We start from the raw sequence: 22,241 nt of genomic DNA, 5'->3' as shown, positions 1-22,241 counted from the left end.
TTGTTCGCTGCCACGGACGGCACGTTAGGCGTGCCGGGGTGACGCGGACAACCGAATTACGTCGGCGCTGGTGGCGGCCGGGTGGTGCCGGTGGCGGAGGGCGTCAGCGCTGGTAGCGCGCCAGTACCAGGTTCCCTTCGTCCTCCAGGCGCTCACGCAGTTCGCCGAGTCCGATGGCTCCGCTGTAGTACTCCTGGAAGGCGGGCGTGGCGACCTTGTCCTTCCACTCGGGATAGCCCCGCACCGACTGCGCGGGCGCCGGCCGCAGGTGTGCGGCGAGGGCCGTGCCGGTGGCCCAGTCGTTCTCGGTCGTGTGCAGGGCCGGGTCCTTCAGCGCCTGGGTCCCGGTCGGCAGCATCCAGTCGCCCAGCGCCAGCCGGACCATGTTCGCGGGCCGCAGCAGGAAGTCGACGAACGCGGCGGCCTCCCGCTGGTGCGGACTGTCCGCGGCGATGGACAGGGTCTGCGGACTGACGCCCTGGGCGAGCCCGTCGGCGCCCGCCGGGGCGGGCAGCACCTGCCAGTCGAAGCCCTTCGGCGCCTGCTGCACGATCTGCTGGCGGTACGAGAAGCCGAGCGGGACCATCGCGTAACGGCCGCCGAAGAAGCCGGGCAGCGTGTCCGAGCCGCCGCTGCCCAGGGTCGTGGGCGACGCGCTGCGGTCGGTGTTGACCTGGTCGTGGACGGTGCTCGGCATCACCGCGTCGGCCGTCCCGAAGCGGACGGTGACCTTGCCGTCGGCGCCGCGGTGGAAGAGCTGTCCGCCCGCCGAGAGCGACAGGTTGAGGGAGGCGGAGACGGGCTCCTTGAGCGGCCAGGCGACGCCGTACCTGCCGTCCCCGCTCAGCTGCTCGGTGACCTTCCGGAACTCCGCCCAGCTCCAGGGCTGTTCGGGGGTGGGGACGCGTACGCCCGCCTGCTTCAGCCACTTCGCGTTGGCGATGAGCACCCGTGGCTCCTGGAGGAACGGCACACCGTAGATCCGGCCGTCGAAGGTCGCCGTGTCCCAACTGTGCCGCGGGATGTCGGACTTGAGCCGCCGGGGCAGCAGGTCGGTCAGATCGGCGAGGTAGCCGCCGTACGCGAAGTCGGCGAGGTCGTCCGAGGCGTCGTGGATGATGTCGGGGGCCTCACCGCCCTCGAAGGAGGTGAGCAGCTGGTCGTGGACGCTGTCCCAGCTTCCCTGGACGTACTCGACCTTGACGTCCGGATGGGCCGCGTTCCACTCCTTCACCAGCTCCTTGTTGACCTCGACGGACTCCTCCTGCCAGGCCAGGGACTGGAAGCGCAGGGTGATCGGACCGCCGGACCCGCCGCCGTCGTCGCCGCTGCATCCGGCGAGCAGCAGGGCCATCGGCAGGACCAGGGCCCAGAGCAGTCTCGTACGCATCAGTTCTTCACCGCCCCGGCGAGCATGCCGCCTGTGATCCGCCGCTGGATGACCGCGAACACCACCAGCGAGGGCAGCGTCGCGAGGAACGCGGCGGCGGCCAGCGGGCCGAGGTCCGCGACCCCTTCCGCGCCGATGAAGTGGGTGAGGACGACCGGCAGGGTCTGCTTCTCCGGTGTCTTCAGCAGTACGAGCGCGAAGAAGAACTCGTTCCACGCCGTGACGAACGCGAACAGCGCCGTCGCGACGATCCCCGGCACCAGCAGGGGCGCGGTCACCGACACCAGCGTCCGGACCCGCCCCGCCCCGTCGACCGCCGCCGCCTCCTCCAGCTCGGGCGGCACGGCACGGACGTACCCGACGAGCATCCACAGCGCGAACGGCAGCGCCCACACGACGTACACCATGATCAGCCCCGGCACCGAGTTGATCAGCCGCAGGTTCTTCAGGACCAGGAACAGCGGGATGATCACCAGCACCAGCGGGAACGCCTGGCTGACGACCACCCAGCCGGTCGCCGCGCGGGCGAGCAGGGTGCGGCGGCGGGCCATGACGTAGGCCATCGGGGTCGCGAGCAGTACGGCGATCAGGGCGGCGCCGAGCGCGGCGATCAGCGAGTTGAGGGCCGCGTGCAGCAGGGGCTGTTCGTCGAAGGCCTGGCGGAAGTTGGCGAGGGTGGGGTCCTTCGGGATCCAGGTGGGATGCAGACTGCCCAGCTCGCGCGGGGGTTTGAAGGCGGTGGAGACCAGCCAGAGGAAGGGGAGGGCGAGGAAGAGGAGGTAGGCGAGCAGGGCGATGTACTGGCCGATACGGCCGGTTCGGCTCGTCCTCATGGCGCCGCTCGCCCTGGTGGCTCCGCTCATGCGTCGTCACCTCCCCTGAGCCGTCCGACAAGGAGGACGGCGAGGCAGACCGAGATGACCGCGACCATCACGCATCCCATCGCCGCCGCGTAGCCGAACTGCCCGTAGCGGAAGGCCTCTTCGTAGGCGAAGAGCATGGGCAGCCGGGTGCGGCCGCCGGGGCCGCCGCTGGTCAGCACGTAGACCAGGGCGAAGGAGTTGAAGTTCCAGATCAGGTTGAGTGCCGTGATGGCGAGGGCGACCGGCCTGAGGGCGGGCCAGGTGACCGTGCGGAAGCGGCGCCAGGCGCCGGCGCCGTCCACGGCCGCCGCCTCGTGCAGTTCGCGCGGGGTGTTCTGCAGTCCGGCGAGCAGGGCGACCGTCGTGGTCGGCATGCCCGCCCAGACGCCCACGACGATGACGGCGGGCAGGGCGGTGCCGAGCCCGCTGAGCCAGTCGCGGCCGTCGCCGAGGCCCAGGTCGCGGATCGTCTCGTTGAGGATGCCGGCGTCGGGGTTGTAGACCAGCCGCCACATGACGCCGACGACGACCTCGGGCATGGCCCACGGGACGATCGCTAGGGCCCGGGCCAGCCAGCGCAGCTTGAGGTCCTGGTTGAGGAGCAGGGCGAGGCCGAGCGCCAGCAGGAACTGCGGCACGGTGACGCCGACGGCCCAGACCAGACCGATCCGGAACGACTCCCAGAACAGCGTGTCGTGCAGCAGGTCCCGGAAGTTGAGGCCGCCGATCCACTGGGTGGGCTGGGTCCGTCCGGACTGGGCGTCGGTGAAGGACAGCAGGATGCCGTAGAGCAGCGGTCCGACGCTCAGGACCAGGATGGGGATCAGCGCGGGGAGCACGAGGAACCAGGCACCGTGATCCGTGACGCGCCACCGTCTCCTCGGGTCGGGCGCAGGTCTCACCGACCTCTCCGCCTCGGTCACCGATGTCACGGAATCAGCCCCTTTGCACGGCGCGGGTGGGCCCCGTCATGGTCGTGAAGGCGCCGTACCCCGTCAAGGCCGCGCGCACGCGGTCCGACCTGTGGAAATGCGAGACTGACCGGCGGGTGGCGAGAACTGGACACCCTCGGTACGGATCATTACGTGTCGATGTGGGACAGGCCGGGCGGGATGCGGAGGCAGGCGATGGACGAGGCACGGGCGCGGGACGTACTGGCCGAGGCGGCGGTACTGCCCGCTTCGACGCGGGACGCGCGGCTGCTCGCCCTGGGCGAGAACGCGGTGTTCGCCGCCGGTGACCTGGTCGTCAAGGTGGGCCGTGACGCCGAACTCCTGGGCCGGGCGCGGCGCGAACTGGACATCGCGGGGTGGCTGGCCGAGGCGGGCGTGCCGGCGGTGCGGGCGGCCGAGCCCAAGGCGCTGCTGGTGGCGGGGCACCCGGTGACCGTGTGGCACCGGCTGCCCGATCCCGTACGGCCCGCCGAGCCACGGGATTTGGCCGAACTGCTACGGGTCGTGCACGCCCTGCCCGCGCCCTCGTTCGAGCTGCCGCCCCGTGAGTTGCTGGGGGGCGTGGAGCGGTGGCTGCGGCTGGCGGGGGACGCGATCGACCCGGCGGACGCGGCGTATCTGCGGGAGCGGAGGGACGGGTTCGCGTCCGCCGCGGCGGGGCTGACGCCTCGTCTGCCACCGGGGCCGATCCATGGGGACGCGCTGCCTCGCAACGTGCATGTCGGCCCGGACGGACCGGTGCTGGTGGATCTGGAGACCTTCTCGGCCGACCTGCGCGAGCACGATCTGGTGGTCATGGCGCTCTCGCGTGACCGGTACGGGTTGCCCGCGGCGGCCTACCGGTCGTTCGTCGAGACGTACGGCTGGGACGTGCGGGAATGGGAAGGGTGCGCGGTGCTGCGCGGGGCGCGGGAGACGGCGAGTTGCGCGTGGGTGGCTCAGCACGCGCCGAGCAGTCCGAAGGCGCTGGCGGAGTTCGAGCGGCGGGTGGCGTCCTTGCGCGAGGGCGACGAGACGGTGCGGTGGTATCCGTTCTGAGCGCGACGGCTCCCGCGGCTGCCCGGCCCGTTCGCACGCGACGCAGACCGCCGGCTCAGCGGCACCGGCTCAGCGGCATCGGCTCACACCCGTCGCCAGCGGGCCATGGCGAAGGAGAACACGCCGAACAGCACCAGCCCGGCCGCGACGCAGACCAGCAGCCAGGGGCCGAGCGGGGTGTCGGCGAAGGTGCGCAGGGTGTCGTCCAGCCCCTTGGCCCGGTCGGGTTCGTAGGCGATGGCCGCGCGGACCGCGAAGACACCGGCCACGGCGAACACCAGCCCCCGGGCAGCGCCGCCGGCCACGCCGGTGACATCCACCAGCTGCCGCGTCCGGTGGCCCATCTGCCCGAGCCGGAGCTCGTCGTGGTACTTGCGCAGGACGGCCCTCACGCCGATCCAGCCGCCGGCCACGACGACGGCGACCCCGGCCGCGCCGACCAGCCACTGGCCGCCGGGAAGCTCCAGTGCCCGGGCGGTGGCGTCCCGGGACTGCTGGTCGCTGGATCCGCCGCCGCTCCGGTCCCCGCTCGCCGCGAACGACAGCACGGAACCGGCGACGAAGACGTAGAACCCGAAGCGGACGGTCGCCAGCAGCCGCTTGGGCGCGCTGCGGCCGTTCTGCCCGACGGAGCCGAAGATCGCCTCGGACAGCCGCCACAGCGCCATGCCGACCAGTCCGATGCCCAGCGCCCACAGCAGCACCGAGCCGAACGGCCGCTGCGACAGTTCCGCCAGGGCCCCGCCGCGGTCCGCCTGTTCGCTCGTGTCGCCGAAGGCGACCTGTAGCGCCAGCGCGCCGACGAGCAGATAGATCACGCCCCGGGCGGCCAGTCCGGCCCGCGCCGCTCCCTCGGTGACCGAACCCCGCGCCGCCCGCCGGGCCCGAAGACGTCCGGCCCCTGCCCGCACACTCATGTCCATGCAGACCTCCCGGCAGTCCGGATGCCCCGGCTGGGCCGTCACACACTCGGCACGCACGGTCCTGCCGTCGGTCAGGGAGTCACACCCCCGTCACGCACCGCTCTGTCGGCGCACCATCTCGGTGATCCAGACGGGCGCGAACGGCGATGTGCAGCCCGGGGACGTCGGATAGTCCTTGAGCACCTCCAGGCGCTCACCGATGGCGAGGGCACGGGTGCGGTGCTCGGCGTGCTCGATACCGATCCGCGCCAGGCAGTGGTTCATCGCCCACTGGAGGCGATCCGGGGCGTCCTTCATCTCCGCCTCGATGAGGTCGAGCAGTCCGGGGAGGTCGAGGCCGTCCGGTTTCCTCGCGACGCGTTCGGTGGTCAGCGCCCAGCCGGCACTCGCGACCACGGGATCCGGATCGGCGAACCAGGCCGACCGCAGCTCTTCGGCGTGCGGGCTCTTCTTCACCACGTAGTTCACGAGCCAGTCGTGCACCTTGGGTGTGCGCGCCTCGCGCACCATCGCGTCCAGCTCATCCCGCGTGAACGCCTTCGGACGGCAGATCAGCAGCGCCAGCAGCCGCGCCGCGGTGTCATCCGTCGCCCAGAGCCGGCGCGCGAGGTCCTGCTGCGTCTTCAGCCGCTTGGCGAGCGCGCGCAGTTTGCCGAGGTTCACACCGTGGTCGTCACCGTGCTTCTCGTTCACCGCACGGATCCTGGGGTCGTCGAGCCCGGCCAGTTCGGCCATCACCTCGGCCACCGTCGTCCCGGTCAGCGCCGCCTCGGCCACCTCGGTCTCCTGTCCCTCACGTGCGGGATGTCAGCCTACGAGGCCACGGCGAAATCCGGCCACCGATCCTGGCCCTCACGCCCGCACGCCCTCACGGCCCTGCGTTCTGGATGCCCCGCGCGGCACGGCGCAGCTCGGTGAGGACGGTGCGGACCGCTGTGCGGGCCGTGCGTTCGGGACGGTAGAGCGCGTCGATGTGGCGCCTCGCCTGGACTCCGCTCAGTGGCTTCAGGACCAGCGCCGGATGCGGGCGGACCGTCCAGCGGGGCATCAGGGCGATACCGCCGCCGGCCGCCACGACCTCGGCCGCCACCGCGAACTCGTTGATGCGGTGAGCGAGGTGCAGGCGGCGGCCGGCCGCGGCGGCGACCGCCTCGATGACCGCCAGGACCGGGAAACCGTCGTGCACCGTGATCCACGGCTCGTCGGCCACGTCGCGCGGGGTGACCCGGCGCTTGGCGGCCAGCGGGTGATCGGCGGGCACGGCCACGTCGAGCGGCTCACGCAGCAGCGTCGTCATGGCCACCGTGTCCGGCCAGGGCGGCGCGTGGTCCAGCCGGTGGGCGAGGACGACGTCGTACTCCCGGGTGAGGCGCGGGAAGTCCTCCTGCGGTACGTCCTCGTCGGCGAGCCTGACCACCGGACGGCCCGGCCCGGCGAGCGCGCGGAGCAGCAACGGGAAGAACGCGGCGCCCGCGCTGTGGAACGCCGCCACCGACACCTCCCCGTCCGGCTGCCCGACGAACTCCTCGACGGTGTGCCGTGCCCGCGCGAGCGCCGTCTCCACCTCCACGGCCGCGGCGGCCAGTGCCTGTCCGGCGTCGGTGAGCACCAGCCGGCGCCCCTGACGCTCGGTGAGCGGTACCGGGATCGCGCGCTGGAGCAGCCGTAGCTGCTGGGAGATCGCCGACGGCGTCACGAGCAGGGCCTCGGCGACCGCCGTGACACTGCCCAGTTCGCCGAGCTCCCGCAGGATCCGCAGTTGCCGTTCGTCCATCGCCTCAGTGTAGGGACGATGTAGTGCCGCTAAATGATCGTTTTAGAAGGTGGTACTGGGCTTCATGGACGCTTCCGGTGCATCGTGGGCCGGTGTCCGACGTCCGCCGTACCGATGCGGTACTCCTCCTTGTCGCGCTCGTCTGGGGTTCCAGCTATCTGTCCGCCCAGACCGCCACCGCCGCGCTCCCCGTCCTGCTGGTGCTGTTCGCCCGCTACGCCCTCTCCGCGTTCGCCTGTCTCGGCGTGGTCGCCTCCCGGCGGCGCGGGCAGCGCCGGTGGACGCGTGAGGAGTTGCGGGCCGGTGTGCCCCTGGGCGTGACCCAGGCGGCGGTCCTGGTCGTGGAGACGTATGGCGTCGCCCACACCAGCGCCGCCAACGCCGGTCTCATCATCAGCCTGACCATCGTCCTCACTCCGCTCCTCGACCGCGGCGGCCGTCGCGGCGCGCTGCCCGGGTCCTTCTTCGCCGCGACCGGCGTGTGCGTCCTGGCCGTCGGGCTGCTGATGTCCGGCAACGGCTTCCACGCGCCGCGCCTGGGCGATCTGCTGATGCTCGGCGCCGCGTTGATCCGGGCCGTGCATGTCGCACTGGTCGGCCGCTTCACCACGGGACGGACGATCCGCCCGCTGCACCTGACAACCGTGCAGACCCTCGTCGGCACGGCCCTGTTCCTGCCGGTCGCGGCCCTCGACCTGCCGACGCTCGTCCACGCCGACCCGGCGACCTGGACCCAGCTCGTCTATCTCGCCCTGTTCTGCAGCGTGTTCGCCTTCCTGGCCCAGACCTGGGCCGTGCAGCGCACCTCCGCCAGCCGGGCCAGCCTGCTACTGGGCACCGAGCCGGTGTGGGCCGTCGCGGTGGGAGTGGCCCTCGGCGGCGACCACCTCGGCCCGCTCACCGGCCTCGGGGCGGCCCTGCTGGTCGCCGGCACGTACTGGGGGCAGGCGGTGGAAAGGGCGCACCGCGGCGCACCCGAACCGCGGCGCCCCTCGCCCCCCACCTCGCCCGACACCCCGCCCCGCCCCCTCGACAAGGACTCCGCATGCCCGACCGCAGCCACGACGGCAGCGCCCACCACGACACTTACGAGCACCTGATCTCGCTGCTCGACTCCTCCTCCGTCGCCTACCGCCTCATCGACCACCAGCCCGAAGGCGCCACCGAAGCCGTCTGCGCGCTGCGCGGCCACCCCGCCTCCGAAGCGGCGAAATGCATCGTGCTGCGGGTCAAGGTGGACCGGCGCACGACACGTCACGTCCTCGCGGTCGTCCTCGGGGACCGCCGGGTGGACCTGGACGCCGTCCGGGCGCTGTTCGACGCGCGCTACGTCGGCTTCAGCGACCCGGGGACCGCCGAGCGGCTGGCGCGCGCCGTCCCCGGCACGGTCCTGCCGTTCAGCTTCGATCCGGACCTCGAACTGGTCGCCGACCCGGACGTCGTGGCCCAGCCGAAGCTGTACTTCAACGCGGCCCGCCTCGATCGCTCACTGCTCATCTCGGGCGCGGACTACGAACGGCTGGCCGAGCCCCGCGTCGAGCGCATCGCGGCGCCGTCGGCACAGGCGGTCGCGTCGCCACAGCTGTGACGGCAGGGGCCGCGGAAGCTCAGGGCAGCAGGACGCCGCTCGTCGGTGCCCTGCTCTCAGAATCGGTGCCCTGTTCTCATACGGTCTCCCCCGCCGGCTCCCTCAGCGGCCACGTCCCGTCGACCACAGCCGTCGCGTCGCCCTTGCTGCGCAGGAAGCTCTGGAAGTCCGCCGCCCACTGCGCGTACCACTCGATCTGGCGGCGGTGCAGCTCCGCCGGGCCGAGGGACGCGATCTTGGGGTGGCGGTCGCCTATCGCACCGGCCAGCCGGGCCGCGGCGAGGGCGTCGGCGGAGGCGTCGTGGGCGGCGTCGAGAGCGACGCCGTACTCCCGGCAGACCGCTTCGAGGTTGCGCTTGCCACGGCGGTACCGGTCGGCCCAGCGGTCGATGGTGTACGGGTCGATGACGGGCGCGGGGTCCAAGCCGCCCAGACGGTCGCGCAGGGACGGCAGTCCGTACCGCCGCAGTTCGGCCGAGAGCAGGCTCAGGTCGAAGGCGGCGTTGTAGGCGACCACCGGCACGCCCGTCTTCCAGTACGTCACGAGGACGTCCGCGACGGCGTCCGCCACCTGGTCGGCCGGGCGGCCCTCGGCTGCCGCGCGCTCGTTGCTGATGCCGTGGACCGCGACCGCGTCCGCCGGGATCTCCACGCCCGGATCGGCCAGCCACTCCTTGTGCCCTATGGGCTGCCCGTCCCTGACCTCGATCACGGCGGCGGTGACGATGCGCGCCTCGCGCGGATCGGTCCCGGTCGTCTCCAGGTCGAAGCCGATCAGCAGCTCACGGTGCCAGCCCATGGGCGGTCCCCCTTCTTGGTGGTGCGTTCCCCCAGTGGTCTCCACCTTCCCATGGGCCACTGACAATCAGAGGACCGCGCTCCGCTTAGCCCACGGAACGGCTGAGGACACGGGTCAGGACACCGGTCGCGAATCCGCCCACATGAGCTCGAACTCCTCGCGATACGTGGGGAAAAGTCCGCTCTCGTCCACCTCGTCCGACTTGACCAGCCTGCTGCCGTTGCGCAGCACCAGGACCGGCGCCTCCAGCCCGCGCATCCGCCGCAGATAGGTCTGCACGACCGCGATGCCGTCGGAGCCGTCGCCGTCCACGAGGTAGGCCGTGAAGCGGGGCGTCTCGTCGAAGACCTGGATCTCGAACGCGCCCGGGTCACGCAGCCGGGACCGTACCCGGCGCATGTGCAGGATGTTCATCTCGACGGCGCGGCTCAGCTCGCCGCGCTTGATGCCGAGTTCACGCTCGCGCCTCTTGACCGCGCTGGAGGCCGGGTTCAGGAACAGCAGCCGCACCCGGCAGCCGGACTCGGCGAGACGGACCAGGCGGCGGCCGGAGAAGTTCTGCACGAGCAGGTTGAGGCCGATGCCGATGGCGTCGAGCCGGCGCGCGCCGCCGAAGATGTCCTCGGCCGGGAACTGGCGCAGCAGCCGCACCCGGTCGGGGTGCACGGCGACCACGTCGGCGTACCGGTCGCCGACCAGGTCCTCGACGGCGTCGATGGGCAGCCGACGCGCGGACGGTACGTCGCCGCCGGTGCCGAGGATCTCCAGCAGGCGGGCCGAGGCGCGCTCGGCCTGGTTGAGGACCGCCTCGGACAGGGCACGGTTGCGCGAGACGACGTTCCGGGTCACCTCGAGTTCGTCCAGGGCGAGTTCGACGTCCCGGCGGTCGTCGATGTACGGCTCGAAGCAGGGCCAGTGCTGCACCATCAGCTCGCGCAGCTGCGGCAGCGTGAGGAAGCTGAGGACGTTGTCGTCGGCCGGGTCCAGCAAGTAGCCCTTGCGGCGGCTGACTTCGCGTACGGCGACCGCGCGCTGCACCCATTCCTGGCCGGCCGGTCCGGCCGCCGCCACCACCCAGTCGTCGCCGTGGACGGGTTCGTAGATGGGGCGCAGAACAGCGGCCACGACCGCGCGCAGCCGCTGTTCGACGAGGTTCAGCCAGATGTAGGCCCGGCCGGCTCGCTGGGCGCGTGTCCGCACCTCGAGCCAGGCCTCGGTGTCCCAGTCCAGCTCCGGGCCGATGGAGTTGGTCTCCATCGGCCTGGCCAGGGACACCGTGCCGGGCGGGACGTCTGCGGAGTTCCCCTCGTGACCCTCGTCACCAGGGGGCAACTCCAGCCCTCCCGAGCCCACCCGCGCACCGCCTTCCGCTCCCCCGAGCACTCCCCGTCCCAACGATCAAGGAAGGGTACTCCGGGAGCGGTGGGCGGTGCAGCCGGATGGACAGGGTCGTTTCTCAACTGTCCCGGCCGACGTGCCCGTTGATGCCCTTGAGGTCCGCCGGAGTGAGCGGATTCATAGCGGTCACGTCACGCGGGACGATCGAGAACCCCTGCCAGTGGACCGGCATCGGCTGCTGGTCCTCGTCCCGCACGATGTGGTGGAAGCCCACGTTCATCCAGACCACGGGGTGGGTGAGGGACTGCCCGTTGACCCACTTGTCGACGTTCTTGGGGTGGGTCGCACCGCAGGCGCCCAGGTTGCCGCTCGCGTACTGCTCGCACTTGTTGTACTCGGTGAAGTACACGTCGTGGTTGGTGAAGGACCGGCCGGGGAACTTGCTCGTGGCGCCCGGCACGAGCTCGTACGAGCGCGCGTGACCGTCCTTGTTCTTGCCCGTCGCGCTGACCACCCGCCACCAGCGCATGTTCTTGGCGTCGCCCGCGAGTTCCTTGGTGACCTTCGTGAGCGTCGTCTTGTTGGTCGGACCCCGGTCGCCCGCGGCCGGGCTGACCTTCGAGTCGTACTGCTCGACCCGGGTCTTGGAGGAGCCGTCGAGGCCGAAGTCGAGCCGCCAGAAGACGTTGTGGCTGTGGCTGTCGGCGTAGTCCTTGGCGCCCTTGCCGATGGGCCAGCCGCGGCCGTCACCGGCGTCGTAGTCCTCGGGGGCGAGGCTGCCGGTGGCGCCGACGTTCATGGTGAGGGTGCCGTCGTCCTGGAACCGCCACTCGGTGATGTACTCGTACCAGCTCACCTTGTTGATGGTGTAGAGCAGCAGGTCCTTGCCCTGGGCCTGGTAGGTCTTGCCCACGTTCCCGCTCGGCGGCTCGGTCTGCAGGTGGTACGCGTGACCGCGGGAGCGGGTCGTGGTGCACAGACCCTTGACGTCCTGGGAGTTGGAGTACATGGGCTCGCGGACCTTGACGGTCTTGATGGTGCCGCCCGGACACTCGGCCGGCTTCATGTTCAGCAGGCCGTTGCCGAAGTTGTACTCCGTCACGTCGTTGTACTCGGCGTTGCCGTCGTCGTACGGCACATGGATCTGGGCCAGCTTGGCGCTGTTGAGGACCTTGATCGGCTTGGCCTCGCCGGGCGGCTGGTAGGAGACGTCCTCCAGGACGACACCGGAGGTGCTGTTGAAGCGCCAGCACATCCGCCAGGTGGTTCCGGTGGCGAGCTTCTGCTCGATGCGGTAGGCCGCGCTGCAGTTGGGGGCCGGGGCGGCGGCCGCCTTCGGCTGGGCGGCGGCCGGTCCCGCTCCGGTCGTCGCGCCGGCGGCCAGCGCGGCCAGGGACAGACCTAGGGCCGCCCGCCTGCGGGCACGGCTGATTCTGTTGACGCGCATGAAGAGGTGACTCCCTTACAGGAGGTGCAGAGTTGGAAAAGTGAACGGAGGTCGGCTCAGCCGAGGCGGATCACCTTGCGGGCGCTCAGGTCGATCACGAAGTCCCGGGTGTCGACCCAGGGGCCGTTCTTGATCTTCGGGAACAGTCGGGTGCAGCGGTGCTCGCCGCACTTCTCGACCGACGCCGACCCACTCGGAGCCGCCCGGTACACCATGCTGCTCAGCTGCAACTGTTCCGGGGAGGTGAGTTCCTTGCCGGTGGCGTCCTTGTAGTCCGCCTTCAGATCCGCGCCCAGCGGGTCGGCGATCAGCAGCTTGGCGGCCTCGGTCTGCTCGGCGAGGCTCAGCGGCGGCTGCACGCCGTGCTGGGTGACTGTCCGCTCGACCTTGCCCGTGTCGAGGTTCACGGTCCTGGTGACGAGGGTGTCGTCCTGGTAGTCGTAGACCGTCACGTCGGCACGCCGGGGCGCGCTCACGTCGTCCACCTCGTCGGCCTCCGGCTCGGCCAGCTGGACGTCGATCCGCTGGGGACCGCGCGCGCCCCTGACGTTCTCGCTGCCGTCGATCAGCTGCCGGTTCACCGCGAGCTTCTCGACCCGCGCGATCTCGTCGTCGGTCAGCGGATCGTTGCCCTTGCCGCGGTCGCCCTCGGCGGGCGCCTCTTCGACCACGCCGGGCTGCACGGCGGCGGCGCCGTCCTGCCCCTGAGCCGACTGCTGGGTGGACTGGCCACCGCTGTCGGTCCCTCCCGTCGTGTCAGCCCCCGCCGTGCCCGGCAGGGTGATTCCGATCATCACGGCGGTTCCGGCCACCGCGATGGCCGCACCGGCCACCACCTTGCCCAGGTGGCGGTGCACTATCTCGCGCACATCTTCCCCCTACTCCCCCAACGTCCACGGGAGTACGTGTCTGCCCCATCGGTACGCCCTTGCCGGCCGCACCCGCGTCTGCACTGGTCGACCGGTAAGAGGGACGTAAGTCAGGGGTGGTTCCATCACTTTCGGGGAGACTCGACAGCAAGGCGCCCCCGACGGCGCGCTCCAGCTGAAAGAGTCGTGTCCATGCAGGTCTGGCCTGGAGAGGCATACCCACTCGGTGCCACCTACGACGGCGCCGGCACCAACTTCGCGGTCTTCACGGAGGCCGCGGACCGAGTAGAGCTGTGTCTGCTGCACGACGACGGCTCGGAGACGGCGGTGGAACTGCGGGAGAGCGACGCCTTCGTACGGCACGCGTACGTGCCGGGCGTCATGCCGGGGCAGCGGTACGGCCTGCGGGTGCACGGCCCGTACGCCCCGGAGCGCGGGCAGCGCTGCAATTCCGCGAAGTTGCTGCTCGACCCCTACGCCAAGGCGATCAGTGGCTCGATCGGCTGGGGCGAGGAGGTGTACGGCTACCACTTCGACAAACCCGACAAGCGCAACGACCTGGACTCCGCGCCGCACACGATGTCGTCGGTCGTGGTGAACCCGTACTTCGACTGGGGCGACGACCGGCGGCCGCGCACCGAGTACCACCACACGGTCATCTACGAGGCCCATGTGAAGGGCCTCACGATGCGGCACCCGGGGCTGCCCGAGGAGCTGCGCGGCACCTACGCCGCCCTCGCGCACCCGGCGGTGATCGAGCACCTCACCGAGCTGGGCGTGACGGCGCTGGAGCTGATGCCCGTCCACCAGTTCGTGAACGACCACCGCCTGGTCGACATGGGCCTGAACAACTACTGGGGCTACAACACGATCGGCTTCTTCGCCCCGCACAACGCGTACGCCTCCTGGGGCGACCGCGGCCAGCAGGTCCTGGAGTTCAAGTCGGCGGTGCGGGCGCTGCACGAGGCCGGTATCGAGGTCATCCTCGACGTGGTCTACAACCACACCGCCGAGGGCAACCATCTCGGCCCCACCCTGTCCTTCCGGGGCCTGGACAACGCGCAGTACTACCGGCTGACGGACGACCCGCGCTACTACATGGATACCACCGGGACCGGGAACTCCCTGCTCATGCGGTCCCCGCACGTCCTCCAGCTGATCATGGACTCGCTGCGGTACTGGGTCACCGAGATGCATGTCGACGGTTTCCGCTTCGACCTGGCGGCCACCCTGGCCCGGCAGTTCCACGAGGTGGACCGGCTGTCGTCGTTCTTCGACCTGGTGCAGCAGGACCCGGTGGTCTCCCAGGTGAAGCTGATCGCCGAGCCGTGGGACGTGGGCGAGGGCGGCTACCAGGTGGGCAACTTCCCGCCGCTGTGGACCGAGTGGAACGGCAAGTACCGCGACACCGTACGGGACCTGTGGCGCGGGGAGCCGCGCGCGCTGGCGGAGTTCGCGTCCCGGCTGACGGGCTCGTCCGACCTGTACCAGGACGACGGGCGGCGCCCGCTGGCCTCCATCAACTTCGTGACCTGCCACGACGGGTTCACACTGCACGACCTCGTCTCGTACAACGACAAGCACAACCACGCCAACGGCGAGGACAACCGGGACGGCGAGAGCCACAACCGGTCCTGGAACTGCGGGGCGGAGGGCGAGACCGACGACAGGGCCGTCCTGGAGCTGCGCGCCCGCCAGATGCGCAACTTCATCGCCACGCTGATGCTGTCCCAGGGCGTGCCGATGCTCAGCCACGGCGACGAGTTCGCACGCACGCAGCGCGGCAACAACAACGCGTACTGCCAGGACAGCGACCTGGCCTGGGTGCAGTGGTCCGACGCCGGGGAGGCCGCCGGGGAAGGCGACAGCGATCTGCTCGCCTTCACGCGGGCGATGGTGTGGCTGCGGCGGGACCATCCGGTGTTCCGCAGGCGGCGCTTCTTCCACGGACGCCCCGTGGAGGGCACCCACGACGACCTGTCGGACATCGCCTGGTTCACTCCGCAGGGCAAGGAGATGGCGCAGCGGGACTGGGACCGGACGCAGGCGTCGGCGCTGACGGTGTTCCTCAACGGCAACGCGATCTCGGAGCCGGGCGCGCGCGGGGAGCGTATCGGCGACGACTCGTTCCTGCTGATGTTCAACGCTTCCCCGAAGACCCTCGACTTCGTCGTGCCGGTCAACCACGGCCGCCAGTGGCAGGTGGTCGTCGACACCGCCCGCGCGGACGGGGTGCCGCCGGGGACGGGAGCGAAGGTGCAGGCCGGGGAGCGGTTGACGTTGGTGGACCGCAGCATGACGGTGTTGCAGCGGCCGGTGTAGGGCGGTGGATCGGGATCGTCGTCGGAGTGGTGGCGGGAGGCGGGAGGTGGGGACGGTACCGGTTCGTCGTATCGGTGATGTCCGGACGGACCGGTTGCGTCGTGCCGCCGACGTGGGGACGCGACCGGACCGTCGTGCCGCCGACGCGGGGACGGTCCCGCACCGTCGCCCCGCCCGCCTCCCCTCTGCCTCATCCCCCGAAGCCCTCCGCCCGAGGTCCACGTGGCGGCGGCGATGACACGAAAGGCGGCAGGGCGGGTACGTAGGTTTCCATGACACCTGAGCGACCTGACCCGATGGTGCCGACCGCCACCTACCGGTTGCAGTTGCAGCCCTCGTTCCCGTTCGAGGCCGCGGCGGCGGCCGTGCCGTACCTGGCCTCGCTCGGCGTCTCCCATCTGCACCTGTCCCCCGTCCTGGAGGCGGTCCCGGGGTCGGGGCACGGCTATGACGTCGTGGACCACGCGCGCGTGCGCGAGGAGCTCGGTGGCGAGGAGGGGCTGCGCGCACTGGCGCGTACCGCGCGCGAACACGGTCTCGGCCTGGTGATGGACATCGTGCCGAACCACATGGCCATGGCTCCGCGCCACAACCGCGCCCTGTGGGAGGTGCTGCGCGAGGGCCCCGAGTCGCCGTACGCGCGATGGTTCGACATCGACTGGGAGGCACAGGGCGGCCGGATGCTGCTCCCGGTGCTGGGGCGCCCGCTGGGCGAGGAGCTGGGTCACCTGGAGGTGGACGGCGACGTCCTGCGCTACTACGACCATGTGTTCCCGCTGCGCGAGGGCACCGCGGAACTGCCGCTGACGCGGCTTCTGGACGCCCAGTGGTACCGCCCGGCGTGGTGGCGGCTGGCCCGCACGGAACTCAACTACCGCCGGTTCTTCAGCATCTCGGAGCTGATCGGGCTGCGGGTCGAGGACCCGGAGGTGTTCGAGGCCACGCATGCGAAGATCCTCCAGCTCCTCCACGAGGGCGTGGTCGACGGGCTGCGCGTCGACCATCCCGACGGGCTCGCCGACCCCGACGCCTACCTCCGGCGCCTGAACGAGGCGACCGGCGGGCGCTGGACCGTCGTGGAGAAGATCCTCGCGGACGGGGAGCACCTGCCGGCCTCCTGGCCCGTCGCCGGCACCACCGGCTACGACGCCCTTCGGCACGTCGACGGCCTCTTCACCGACCCGGCGGGGTTCGGTGAACTCCTCGGCCAGTACCGGCGGTTCGCGGCCCCGCAGACCGACCGGGGCGGCGACTGGGGGGCGACGGTGCGGCGGGCGGCGTACAAGGTGCTCACGCACGAGCTGGCCACGGAGGTCGACCGGCTGACGCGGGTGGCGAGCCGCCTGTGCGCCAGGTCCCCGGAGCCCGCGCTGCGCGACCGGGCGCCCTGGGCGCTGCGCACCGCGCTTCAGGAACTTCTGGTCCGCCTTGAGGTCTACCGGCCGTACGCCTCCGGTGACGCGGCCCGGGTGGTCACCGAGGAGGCGGCTGCCGAGGCCCGGCTCGCCTTCGTCGTGCCCGAGGAGGCGGGCGCGGTCGACGTGGTGCGCGACCTGGTCCTCGGGCGGGCCGGTGACGGTCCGGAGCAGGTGGAGTTCCGGACGCGGTTCGCTCAGACGGCGTCGGCACTGCGGGCCAAATCCGTGGAGGACACGGCGTTCTACCGCCATGTGCCGCTGCTGTCGGCGACCGAAGTGGGCGGGAACCCGGGGAGCCCCGCCATCTCGCCCGACGAGTTCCACGCGTACTGCGCGCGCGTGCAGCGCGACTGGCCCGGGACCGGGACGGTCGCGTCGACGCACGACACCAAACGCAGCGCCGACGTACGGGCCGCGCTGGCCGTGCTCACGGAGTGCCCGCAGCGCTGGGCGGACGTCCTGACGGAAGTGACCCGTGACGGCGAGGGCGTACCGGACGCGCAGCTGGCGTGGGCCGCCTGGCAGACGGTGTTCGGGCTGGGCGAGGCGGACGTCGACCGCGTGCGGGAGGCGCTGCTGAAGCATGTGCGCGAGGCCGGGTTGTTCACCAGCTGGACGGAGCAGGAACCGCCGTACGAGGAGGCGGTGGCGGCGTTCGTCGCCGCGGGGCCGTGCGGTGCGCCCGGCGAGCGCGTGGCCGCCTTCCGGAGCCGCCTCGAGCCGCACATCCGGGCGAACGTGCTGGGCACGGCTCTGGTCCAGCTGACGATGCCGGGCGTTCCGGACGTGTATCAGGGCACGGAGGGCGAGTACCGGGCGCTGGTGGACCCGGACAACCGCCGGGTCGTGCGGTTCCCGCCCGAGGATCCGGGAGACAAGGGCGCGGTGACGGCGGCGGCGCTACGGCTGCGCGGGCGGCGCCCGGAGGTGTTCGGCGACGCCGCGTCGTACGCGCCCCTGCCCGCCCGGGGCCCCGCGGACGCCCACTGCGTGGCCTTCGTGCGCTCCGCGCAGGTGGTCACGGCCGTGACACGGCTGTCGCTGCGGCTGGCGCGGTCGGGCGGCTGGCGCGACACCCTGTTGCCGTTGCCGCCGGGACGGTGGGCCGACGTGCTCGCTCCGGAGCGGGAGTTCACCGGGCACGCGCGTGTGGCGGAGCTGTTCGAGCGGCTGCCGGTGGCGTTGCTCGAACGGGTGGATGGGGATGCGGCAGGGTGAGCCGCGCGCCCGCGCGGCACGTGGGGCATCGGGGCGCGTACGGCTGCGCGGCGCGCCCCGGCATCGTGCCCGCGACCGGCTCGGGCCCGCTTACGCTCCCGGGGCTCGGGAACGACGGCCGGCGCCTGGTGCCGAGCGTCGGGGCCCGCTTCACGCCCGGGCTCCCGATGCGCGTCGTCGCAGGCGAAGGGGGTGCGGCACCCCGGCGGGACGGTCCCGGCACGCCCGGAAACGGCGGCGGCCCGTACCTGCGGGCGGTCAATGCAACTGGGCGCCCCCGGGAGCCTCCCCCGCGAACTCCTTGACAGCTAAACCAGACCATGGGGTACTGCGGATTGCGAAGCCGGGCGGAAGTGACGGGGGTGAGTCTCCTGCCGGAGCTGCGCTACCCCACCCTGACCGAGCTGGTCCTGTCCGCCCGCGCGCTGGCCGCTCACCGTCCCGGCCTGTGCACGCTGAGACAGGTGGGTACCTCCCGGGCGGGCAGGCCCCTCCACCTGCTGTCCATCGGTCACGCCCGACGCGCCGTCCTGGTGGTCGCCGGCGCGCATTCCAACGAGCCCACGGGCGGCCCCACACTCCTCACGGTCGCGGAACGGGTGCTGCACGAGCGGGAGTTGCGGGCCGACATCTCCTGGCACTTCCTGCTGTGCGCGGATCCCGACGGGGCGAGTCTGCACGTCACGCCGGCGCCCCGCAGCCTGTTCGACTACCACCGCGGCTTCTTCCGGCCCGCGGCCGCGGAGCAGCCGGAGTGGGCGCCGGCCACGCTGCCGTCCGACCGGCTGCCGCCCGAGACGCGCGCGCTGACCCGGGTCATCGACGAACTGCGCCCCTACCTCCAGGTCACCCTGCACGGGACCGATCTGGGCGGCAGCTGGGTGCAGTTGACGAAGGACGTTCCCGGACTCGCCGAGCCGTTCGCGAAGTCCGCGGCGCAGCTGCACATCCCGGTGGAGACCGGCGCCTCGGACGCGGCGGGCTGGCCCGCCTCCGGACCCGGGGTGCACGTCATGCCGGCGCCGGGCGCCGGCGCGGCCTATCCGAGCATGCCGGACGACGCGCGCAGCAGCACCTGGTACCACGTGCACCGGTACGGCGGCCTGACCGCGGTCGTCGAGGTGCCGATGTGGGCGAGCGACCTGGTGGACGACCCGGCGCCGCATCCGGCCCCGGCCAGGGCGATACGGCGGCTGGCGGCCCGGCTGCTGCGGGACACCCTGGAGGTGGAGCGGGTGCTCACCGAGGCGCTCCCCCGTCTGGACGGCGTCGACGGGCCCTTGCTGCGGGCCGCGAAGTGGGCGCTGGAGGTGGTGCCGGGGCTGGCCGCCGACTGGACGCACACGCCGCCCGCCGACAACACCATGGCGTACGTCGGGAGTGTGGACGCCTTCGGGCGGCGGCTGCCGCTGCGGGCGGCGGCCATGCTGCTGCGCGTCCTGCACGAGACCGAGGACCGCGGGGCACCGCGCCTCGAACACCTCGTGGCCACCTGGAGCGACGCCTTCGCCGAACGGTTCCGCGCCCGCTGGGTGCCCCTGGAGCACCAGGTCGAGCACCAGTCCCGCACGGTCGTCGCGGCGGCGCTGCACGCGCGCGAGGGGGCGGCGTGAGCCCTGCCGCCGCACCTGCCCGGGCGGTGTGGGCCCGTGCCGCCGCACGCGCGCGTGCGTCCGCCTCACGGCGTCAGCCGTCCAGCGCGAACACCGACCCGGTCCGGGCGCCCATCGCACACCCGTTGGCGAAGGTCTCGCGGTACTCGACCGGCTGTCCGTTCCACTCGCCGCGCGCGTGGACGGTGACCGGCGCATAGATCATCGGGCAGAAGGAGTCCATCGTGCGCAGTCGGCTGATGTCACCGCCCACCCTCTCGAGGTCCGCGCATGCCTCGGCGGCCTTCACGTGGCCCCGCGGCGGGTCGCACAGCAGCAGCGTGCCGTGCGGGTCACCGTGGCGGGAGTCGCCACGGGCGACCGTCAGGTAGAGCCAGCTTCCCGGTTCCGGTTCCTGGGCCGCCGCCCGCGCCGGGGTCGCGCCGAGGACGAGCAGGGCGGCGGTCGCCAGCAGGCCGCCCCGTACCGCTTTCGCCGTGATTGATTGCGTCATTCCCGATGCATCGGCACGGCGGCCCCGGCATTCCAGCCCGACTCACCCGAACGGGAGCACGCGGGCGCGTGCCGCCCGGCGAGTTCGAACGCGGCGAGCACGACCCGCGCCTGGTACTCCACCTGGCGCGCGACCGGTATCCAGCGTGCCCCGCAGCCGTCGCGGTAGTCCTCGCACCATTCCTCGATGAGCGGGTCCAGTTCCGGCAGTACCCCGGCCGGATCGTGTCCGGCGCCCGTCACGAGCTGGTGCAGCAGCCCGGCGGTGCGCAGGGCGAGGCGCCGCCCGGCGATGCGCAGGGCGGCCAGGTGGGCGGTGCTGAGCGGGGGAAGGGGGTGGACGCCGACGGGGTCCCTGACGTCGGGGTCCCAGGTGTCGGCGAGCCCGGGGCAGACCAGTAAATAGTCGTCGACCGGGGCGAGCAGCCGGGCCGTCTCGGATCCGACGGGAAGGTGCGGCCGCAGGCGCTCCAGCAGCCCGTTCAGGACGCGGGTGTCGTGGCGCAGCGTGTGGCTCACCCTGCGCAGGACCGTTTCCTCATCTGCGTGCGGAGCCCCGTCCTCCACGCCGGCCACCCCCCACATGGGGGCCTCGACGACCGCCGTGACCGTGCCGTGCCGGTACGGGTGGAACCACGTCGACTCGACGGCCGCCTCGGTGATGGCGGCGGCCAGGTCGCCTCGGCGTGGCCTGGGGATCCGGTAGACGGCGGGTCCCAGTTCCGGCCAGTACAGGGTGTCGTAGGGGCCTAGCTCGCGCGGGATGCCGAGGCGGGCCGCGGTGTGCGCGACGCGCTGGGCGAGGCCGGGCAGGTCGTGGGTCAGCTCGACGAAGCCGCCGCCGACGTCGACGCCGTGCAGGGAGCACTGGAGAAAGGGCCGCAGTTCGTCCTGGAGTTCGAGCAGGGCGCGCGTCTCGGGCAGCGCGGCCCGGTCCGCGCCGTCCGGCAGCCATTCGGGCTGCTCCAGGAAGCCGGGCCGGAAGAAGTGCCGGAAGTAGCCGGAGAGGGCGTACGGGCCGTGCAGCCAGCCCTCGTTGCGGCGCAGGCCGTCGGGGTCGAGGCACAGCAGCAGGTTCCAGGTGGCGTCGGCGCCCTCGTGCAGACGGGGGTCGGCGAGTACCCGTTCGGCCAGTCGCAGTACGGTGGCGCCGCCGACCGGCTCGTTGGCGTGCGGACCGGCCACGACGAGGGCCTGCCGGCTTCCGTGGCCGACGGACAACAGCCACAGGGGCGTGCCCGCGCGGGACGTTCCGACGCGGCGCAGACGCGCGTCGCGGGGACGGCGGGCGACGAGCGCGGCCGCACGGACGCCCAGCTCGTCGACGGTCGGATAGCGGAGGAGTGGCGGCAGGGCACACCTCCACAAATGTGGTGCCGTCGGTTCACCTGATGTGCATGGTGTACGCACAGTCAGTCACGAGTTGACGACTACGTCAACACCGCAAAGGGCAAAGGGACTTGGGTCGACGCTTCAACCAGGGGCAGGGCCACAGCCGAGGTCCGGCTCAGTTCGCGGAGAGCCGGAACGACATCCGGCCGAAGCCGATCTGGTCGCCCTCGCGGACCACGACGGCGCCGATGACGCGCCGGCCGTTCACCGTGGTGCCGTTGGTGGAGCCGAGGTCACGCAGGACCCACATGCCGCCCTGGTGACTCAGTTCGGCGTGCACCCGGGACACGGTCTCGTGGGTCAGCCGCAGCCCGTTGACGGGGTCGCGGCCGATGCGCAGCGGATGCCCGGCCCCGGGGTGGGGCAGCAGCAGCTTGGGCAGCCGTTCGGCCTGCCATGCCCTGCGCAGCCGTACGGTGAAGCCGGAGACCGCCTCCACGGTGCCGAACACCAGACGCGACAGACGGCTCTCGCGGGGCAGGTCGGCGGTGAGCGCCGCGAGCTCGTCCGCGCGGCGGGCGGAGAGGGCGAGTTCCATGCGCCGCACGAACGTGTCGTGCGACAGCCGGCCCATGGCGACGCCGTCACGGAGCACCTTCAGCGCCTTGTCGCGCTCCACGTCGGAAAGCCGCGCGGGGTACGTGTTGAACTCGAAAGACGACGTCACGTCGCTGATTGTCGGTCAGCGAACCCCCGGTGTCCAGAAAACCGGGAAACGGCCACGACACGCGCGTGATCGACGAGACCGGCCGCGACACCCTGCCGCAAAAGGGAGGATTCAAAAGCGGATTGATCCCGTTTGAA

General features: G+C 71.8%; 19 protein-coding genes. 6 read left to right on the top strand and 13 right to left on the bottom strand.

The window, feature by feature from the left end; translation table 11 throughout:
• Positions 1-103 precede the first annotated feature (103 nt).
• The 3 genes from ACFU95_RS06680 to ACFU95_RS06670 are packed head-to-tail and all read right to left on the bottom strand — an operon-like array spanning position 104 to position 3,185.
• Positions 104-1,390: an ABC transporter substrate-binding protein gene (locus ACFU95_RS06680; RefSeq protein WP_383822698.1), complete on the bottom strand. Its 1,287-nt coding sequence runs from the start codon at positions 1,388-1,390 to the stop codon at positions 104-106.
• Complete coding sequence (locus ACFU95_RS06675) at positions 1,390-2,223, bottom strand: carbohydrate ABC transporter permease (RefSeq protein ID WP_383822953.1); 834 nt, start codon at positions 2,221-2,223, stop codon at positions 1,390-1,392. The genes ACFU95_RS06680 and ACFU95_RS06675 overlap by 1 nt, the downstream gene beginning before the upstream one ends.
• A gap of 26 nt (positions 2,224-2,249) precedes the next feature.
• Positions 2,250-3,185: a carbohydrate ABC transporter permease gene (locus ACFU95_RS06670; protein ID WP_383822695.1), complete on the bottom strand. Its 936-nt coding sequence runs from the start codon at positions 3,183-3,185 to the stop codon at positions 2,250-2,252.
• Positions 3,186-3,380: 195 nt separating this feature from the next.
• Here ACFU95_RS06670 and ACFU95_RS06665 point away from each other — a divergent pair, with 195 nt between their 5' ends.
• Complete coding sequence (locus ACFU95_RS06665; RefSeq protein ID WP_383822693.1) at positions 3,381-4,244, top strand: phosphotransferase enzyme family protein; 864 nt, start codon at positions 3,381-3,383, stop codon at positions 4,242-4,244.
• 83 nt (positions 4,245-4,327) lie between these two features.
• On the opposite strand, the gene ACFU95_RS06660 is transcribed toward ACFU95_RS06665, so the two are convergent.
• The 3 genes from ACFU95_RS06660 to ACFU95_RS06650 form a co-directional block, all read right to left on the bottom strand.
• On the bottom strand, positions 4,328-5,167 hold the full coding sequence (locus tag ACFU95_RS06660) for a DUF1206 domain-containing protein (RefSeq protein WP_383822690.1): 840 nt from the start codon (positions 5,165-5,167) through the stop codon (positions 4,328-4,330).
• Positions 5,168-5,257: 90 nt separating this feature from the next.
• Positions 5,258-5,902, bottom strand: a complete 645-nt coding sequence (locus ACFU95_RS06655; RefSeq protein WP_383822950.1) for a DNA alkylation repair protein — start codon at positions 5,900-5,902, stop codon at positions 5,258-5,260.
• A 133-nt stretch (positions 5,903-6,035) separates the two neighbouring features.
• Positions 6,036-6,941, bottom strand: coding sequence for a LysR family transcriptional regulator (locus ACFU95_RS06650; protein ID WP_383822687.1), 906 nt, complete (start codon positions 6,939-6,941; stop codon positions 6,036-6,038).
• Positions 6,942-7,033: 92 nt separating this feature from the next.
• On the opposite strand from ACFU95_RS06650, the gene ACFU95_RS06645 reads away from it, so the two are divergent.
• Both ACFU95_RS06645 and ACFU95_RS06640 read left to right on the top strand, forming a co-directional pair.
• The gene (locus ACFU95_RS06645) at positions 7,034-8,041 is read left to right on the top strand and encodes a DMT family transporter (protein WP_383822684.1); all 1,008 of its coding nucleotides are present in this window, start codon (positions 7,034-7,036) and stop codon (positions 8,039-8,041) included.
• On the top strand, positions 7,987-8,529 hold the full coding sequence (locus ACFU95_RS06640) for a YbaK/EbsC family protein (protein WP_383822682.1): 543 nt from the start codon (positions 7,987-7,989) through the stop codon (positions 8,527-8,529). Before ACFU95_RS06645 ends, ACFU95_RS06640 begins: the two co-directional genes overlap by 55 nt.
• Positions 8,530-8,605: 76 nt before the next feature.
• Here ACFU95_RS06640 and ACFU95_RS06635 read toward each other — a convergent pair whose 3' ends face one another.
• The 4 genes from ACFU95_RS06635 to ACFU95_RS06620 form a co-directional block, all read right to left on the bottom strand.
• Positions 8,606-9,328, bottom strand: a complete 723-nt coding sequence (locus ACFU95_RS06635) for a 3'-5' exonuclease (protein ID WP_383822679.1) — start codon at positions 9,326-9,328, stop codon at positions 8,606-8,608.
• A 114-nt stretch (positions 9,329-9,442) separates the two neighbouring features.
• Positions 9,443-10,681 carry an SAV2148 family HEPN domain-containing protein gene (locus tag ACFU95_RS06630; RefSeq protein WP_383822948.1) on the bottom strand — a complete coding sequence of 413 codons (1,239 nt, stop codon included), beginning with the start codon at positions 10,679-10,681 and terminating at the stop codon, positions 9,443-9,445.
• A 103-nt stretch (positions 10,682-10,784) separates the two neighbouring features.
• Complete coding sequence (locus ACFU95_RS06625; RefSeq protein ID WP_383822677.1) at positions 10,785-12,113, bottom strand: copper amine oxidase; 1,329 nt, start codon at positions 12,111-12,113, stop codon at positions 10,785-10,787.
• Between the two features lie 56 nt (positions 12,114-12,169).
• Entirely contained in the window at positions 12,170-12,982 is an 813-nt protein-coding gene (locus tag ACFU95_RS06620; protein ID WP_383822674.1) for a Tat pathway signal sequence domain protein, read from the bottom strand.
• Positions 12,983-13,174: 192 nt separating this feature from the next.
• On the opposite strand from ACFU95_RS06620, the gene glgX reads away from it, so the two are divergent.
• The 3 genes from glgX (at position 13,175) to ACFU95_RS06605 (ending at position 19,553) form a co-directional block, all read left to right on the top strand.
• Positions 13,175-15,304: a glycogen debranching protein GlgX gene (gene glgX, locus ACFU95_RS06615; protein WP_383822671.1), complete on the top strand. Its 2,130-nt coding sequence runs from the start codon at positions 13,175-13,177 to the stop codon at positions 15,302-15,304.
• A 272-nt stretch (positions 15,305-15,576) separates the two neighbouring features.
• Positions 15,577-17,940, top strand: a complete 2,364-nt coding sequence (gene treY / locus ACFU95_RS06610; RefSeq protein ID WP_383822668.1) for a malto-oligosyltrehalose synthase — start codon at positions 15,577-15,579, stop codon at positions 17,938-17,940.
• A 362-nt stretch (positions 17,941-18,302) separates the two neighbouring features.
• Complete coding sequence (locus tag ACFU95_RS06605) at positions 18,303-19,553, top strand: M14 family zinc carboxypeptidase (protein ID WP_383822666.1); 1,251 nt, start codon at positions 18,303-18,305, stop codon at positions 19,551-19,553.
• A 73-nt stretch (positions 19,554-19,626) separates the two neighbouring features.
• Here ACFU95_RS06605 and ACFU95_RS06600 read toward each other — a convergent pair whose 3' ends face one another.
• The 3 genes from ACFU95_RS06600 to ACFU95_RS06590 form a co-directional block, all read right to left on the bottom strand.
• Complete coding sequence (locus tag ACFU95_RS06600) at positions 19,627-20,046, bottom strand: SSI family serine proteinase inhibitor (RefSeq protein ID WP_383822661.1); 420 nt, start codon at positions 20,044-20,046, stop codon at positions 19,627-19,629.
• Positions 20,043-21,413, bottom strand: a complete 1,371-nt coding sequence (locus tag ACFU95_RS06595) for a M14 family zinc carboxypeptidase (protein ID WP_383822658.1) — start codon at positions 21,411-21,413, stop codon at positions 20,043-20,045. The genes ACFU95_RS06600 and ACFU95_RS06595 overlap by 4 nt, the downstream gene beginning before the upstream one ends.
• A gap of 139 nt (positions 21,414-21,552) precedes the next feature.
• Positions 21,553-22,104 (bottom strand): FHA domain-containing protein, encoded by a 552-nt coding sequence (locus tag ACFU95_RS06590; RefSeq protein ID WP_383822655.1) that lies wholly within the window; start codon positions 22,102-22,104, stop codon positions 21,553-21,555.
• Between the last annotated feature and the right edge of the window lie 137 nt (positions 22,105-22,241).

It is taken from the genome of Streptomyces sp. NPDC057623, from assembly GCF_042800355.1.
Lineage (GTDB): Bacteria > Actinomycetota > Actinomycetes > Streptomycetales > Streptomycetaceae > Streptomyces.
The sequence above is the reverse complement of the archived record's forward strand: the minus strand, read 5'-3'. Positions and strand labels throughout refer to the sequence as shown.

What these genes read in the sequence shown, in the direction of transcription:
- ACFU95_RS06680 (WP_383822698.1), bottom strand. Translation starts at nt 1,390, where the DNA reads ATGCGTACGAGACTGCTCTGGGCCCTGGTCCTGCCGATGGCCCTGCTG.
- ACFU95_RS06675 (WP_383822953.1), bottom strand. Translation starts at nt 2,223, where the DNA reads ATGAGGACGAGCCGAACCGGCCGTATCGGCCAGTACATCGCCCTGCTC.
- ACFU95_RS06665 (WP_383822693.1), top strand. Translation starts at nt 3,381, where the DNA reads ATGGACGAGGCACGGGCGCGGGACGTACTGGCCGAGGCGGCGGTACTG.
- ACFU95_RS06660 (WP_383822690.1), bottom strand. Translation starts at nt 5,167, where the DNA reads ATGGACATGAGTGTGCGGGCAGGGGCCGGACGTCTTCGGGCCCGGCGG.
- ACFU95_RS06655 (WP_383822950.1), bottom strand. Translation starts at nt 5,902, where the DNA reads ATGGCCGAACTGGCCGGGCTCGACGACCCCAGGATCCGTGCGGTGAAC.
- ACFU95_RS06650 (WP_383822687.1), bottom strand. Translation starts at nt 6,941, where the DNA reads ATGGACGAACGGCAACTGCGGATCCTGCGGGAGCTCGGCGAACTGGGC.
- ACFU95_RS06640 (WP_383822682.1), top strand. Translation starts at nt 7,987, where the DNA reads ATGCCCGACCGCAGCCACGACGGCAGCGCCCACCACGACACTTACGAG.
- ACFU95_RS06635 (WP_383822679.1), bottom strand. Translation starts at nt 9,328, where the DNA reads ATGGGCTGGCACCGTGAGCTGCTGATCGGCTTCGACCTGGAGACGACC.
- ACFU95_RS06625 (WP_383822677.1), bottom strand. Translation starts at nt 12,113, where the DNA reads ATGCGCGTCAACAGAATCAGCCGTGCCCGCAGGCGGGCGGCCCTAGGT.
- glgX (WP_383822671.1), top strand. Translation starts at nt 13,175, where the DNA reads ATGCAGGTCTGGCCTGGAGAGGCATACCCACTCGGTGCCACCTACGAC.
- treY (WP_383822668.1), top strand. Translation starts at nt 15,577, where the DNA reads ATGACACCTGAGCGACCTGACCCGATGGTGCCGACCGCCACCTACCGG.
- ACFU95_RS06600 (WP_383822661.1), bottom strand. Translation starts at nt 20,046, where the DNA reads ATGACGCAATCAATCACGGCGAAAGCGGTACGGGGCGGCCTGCTGGCG.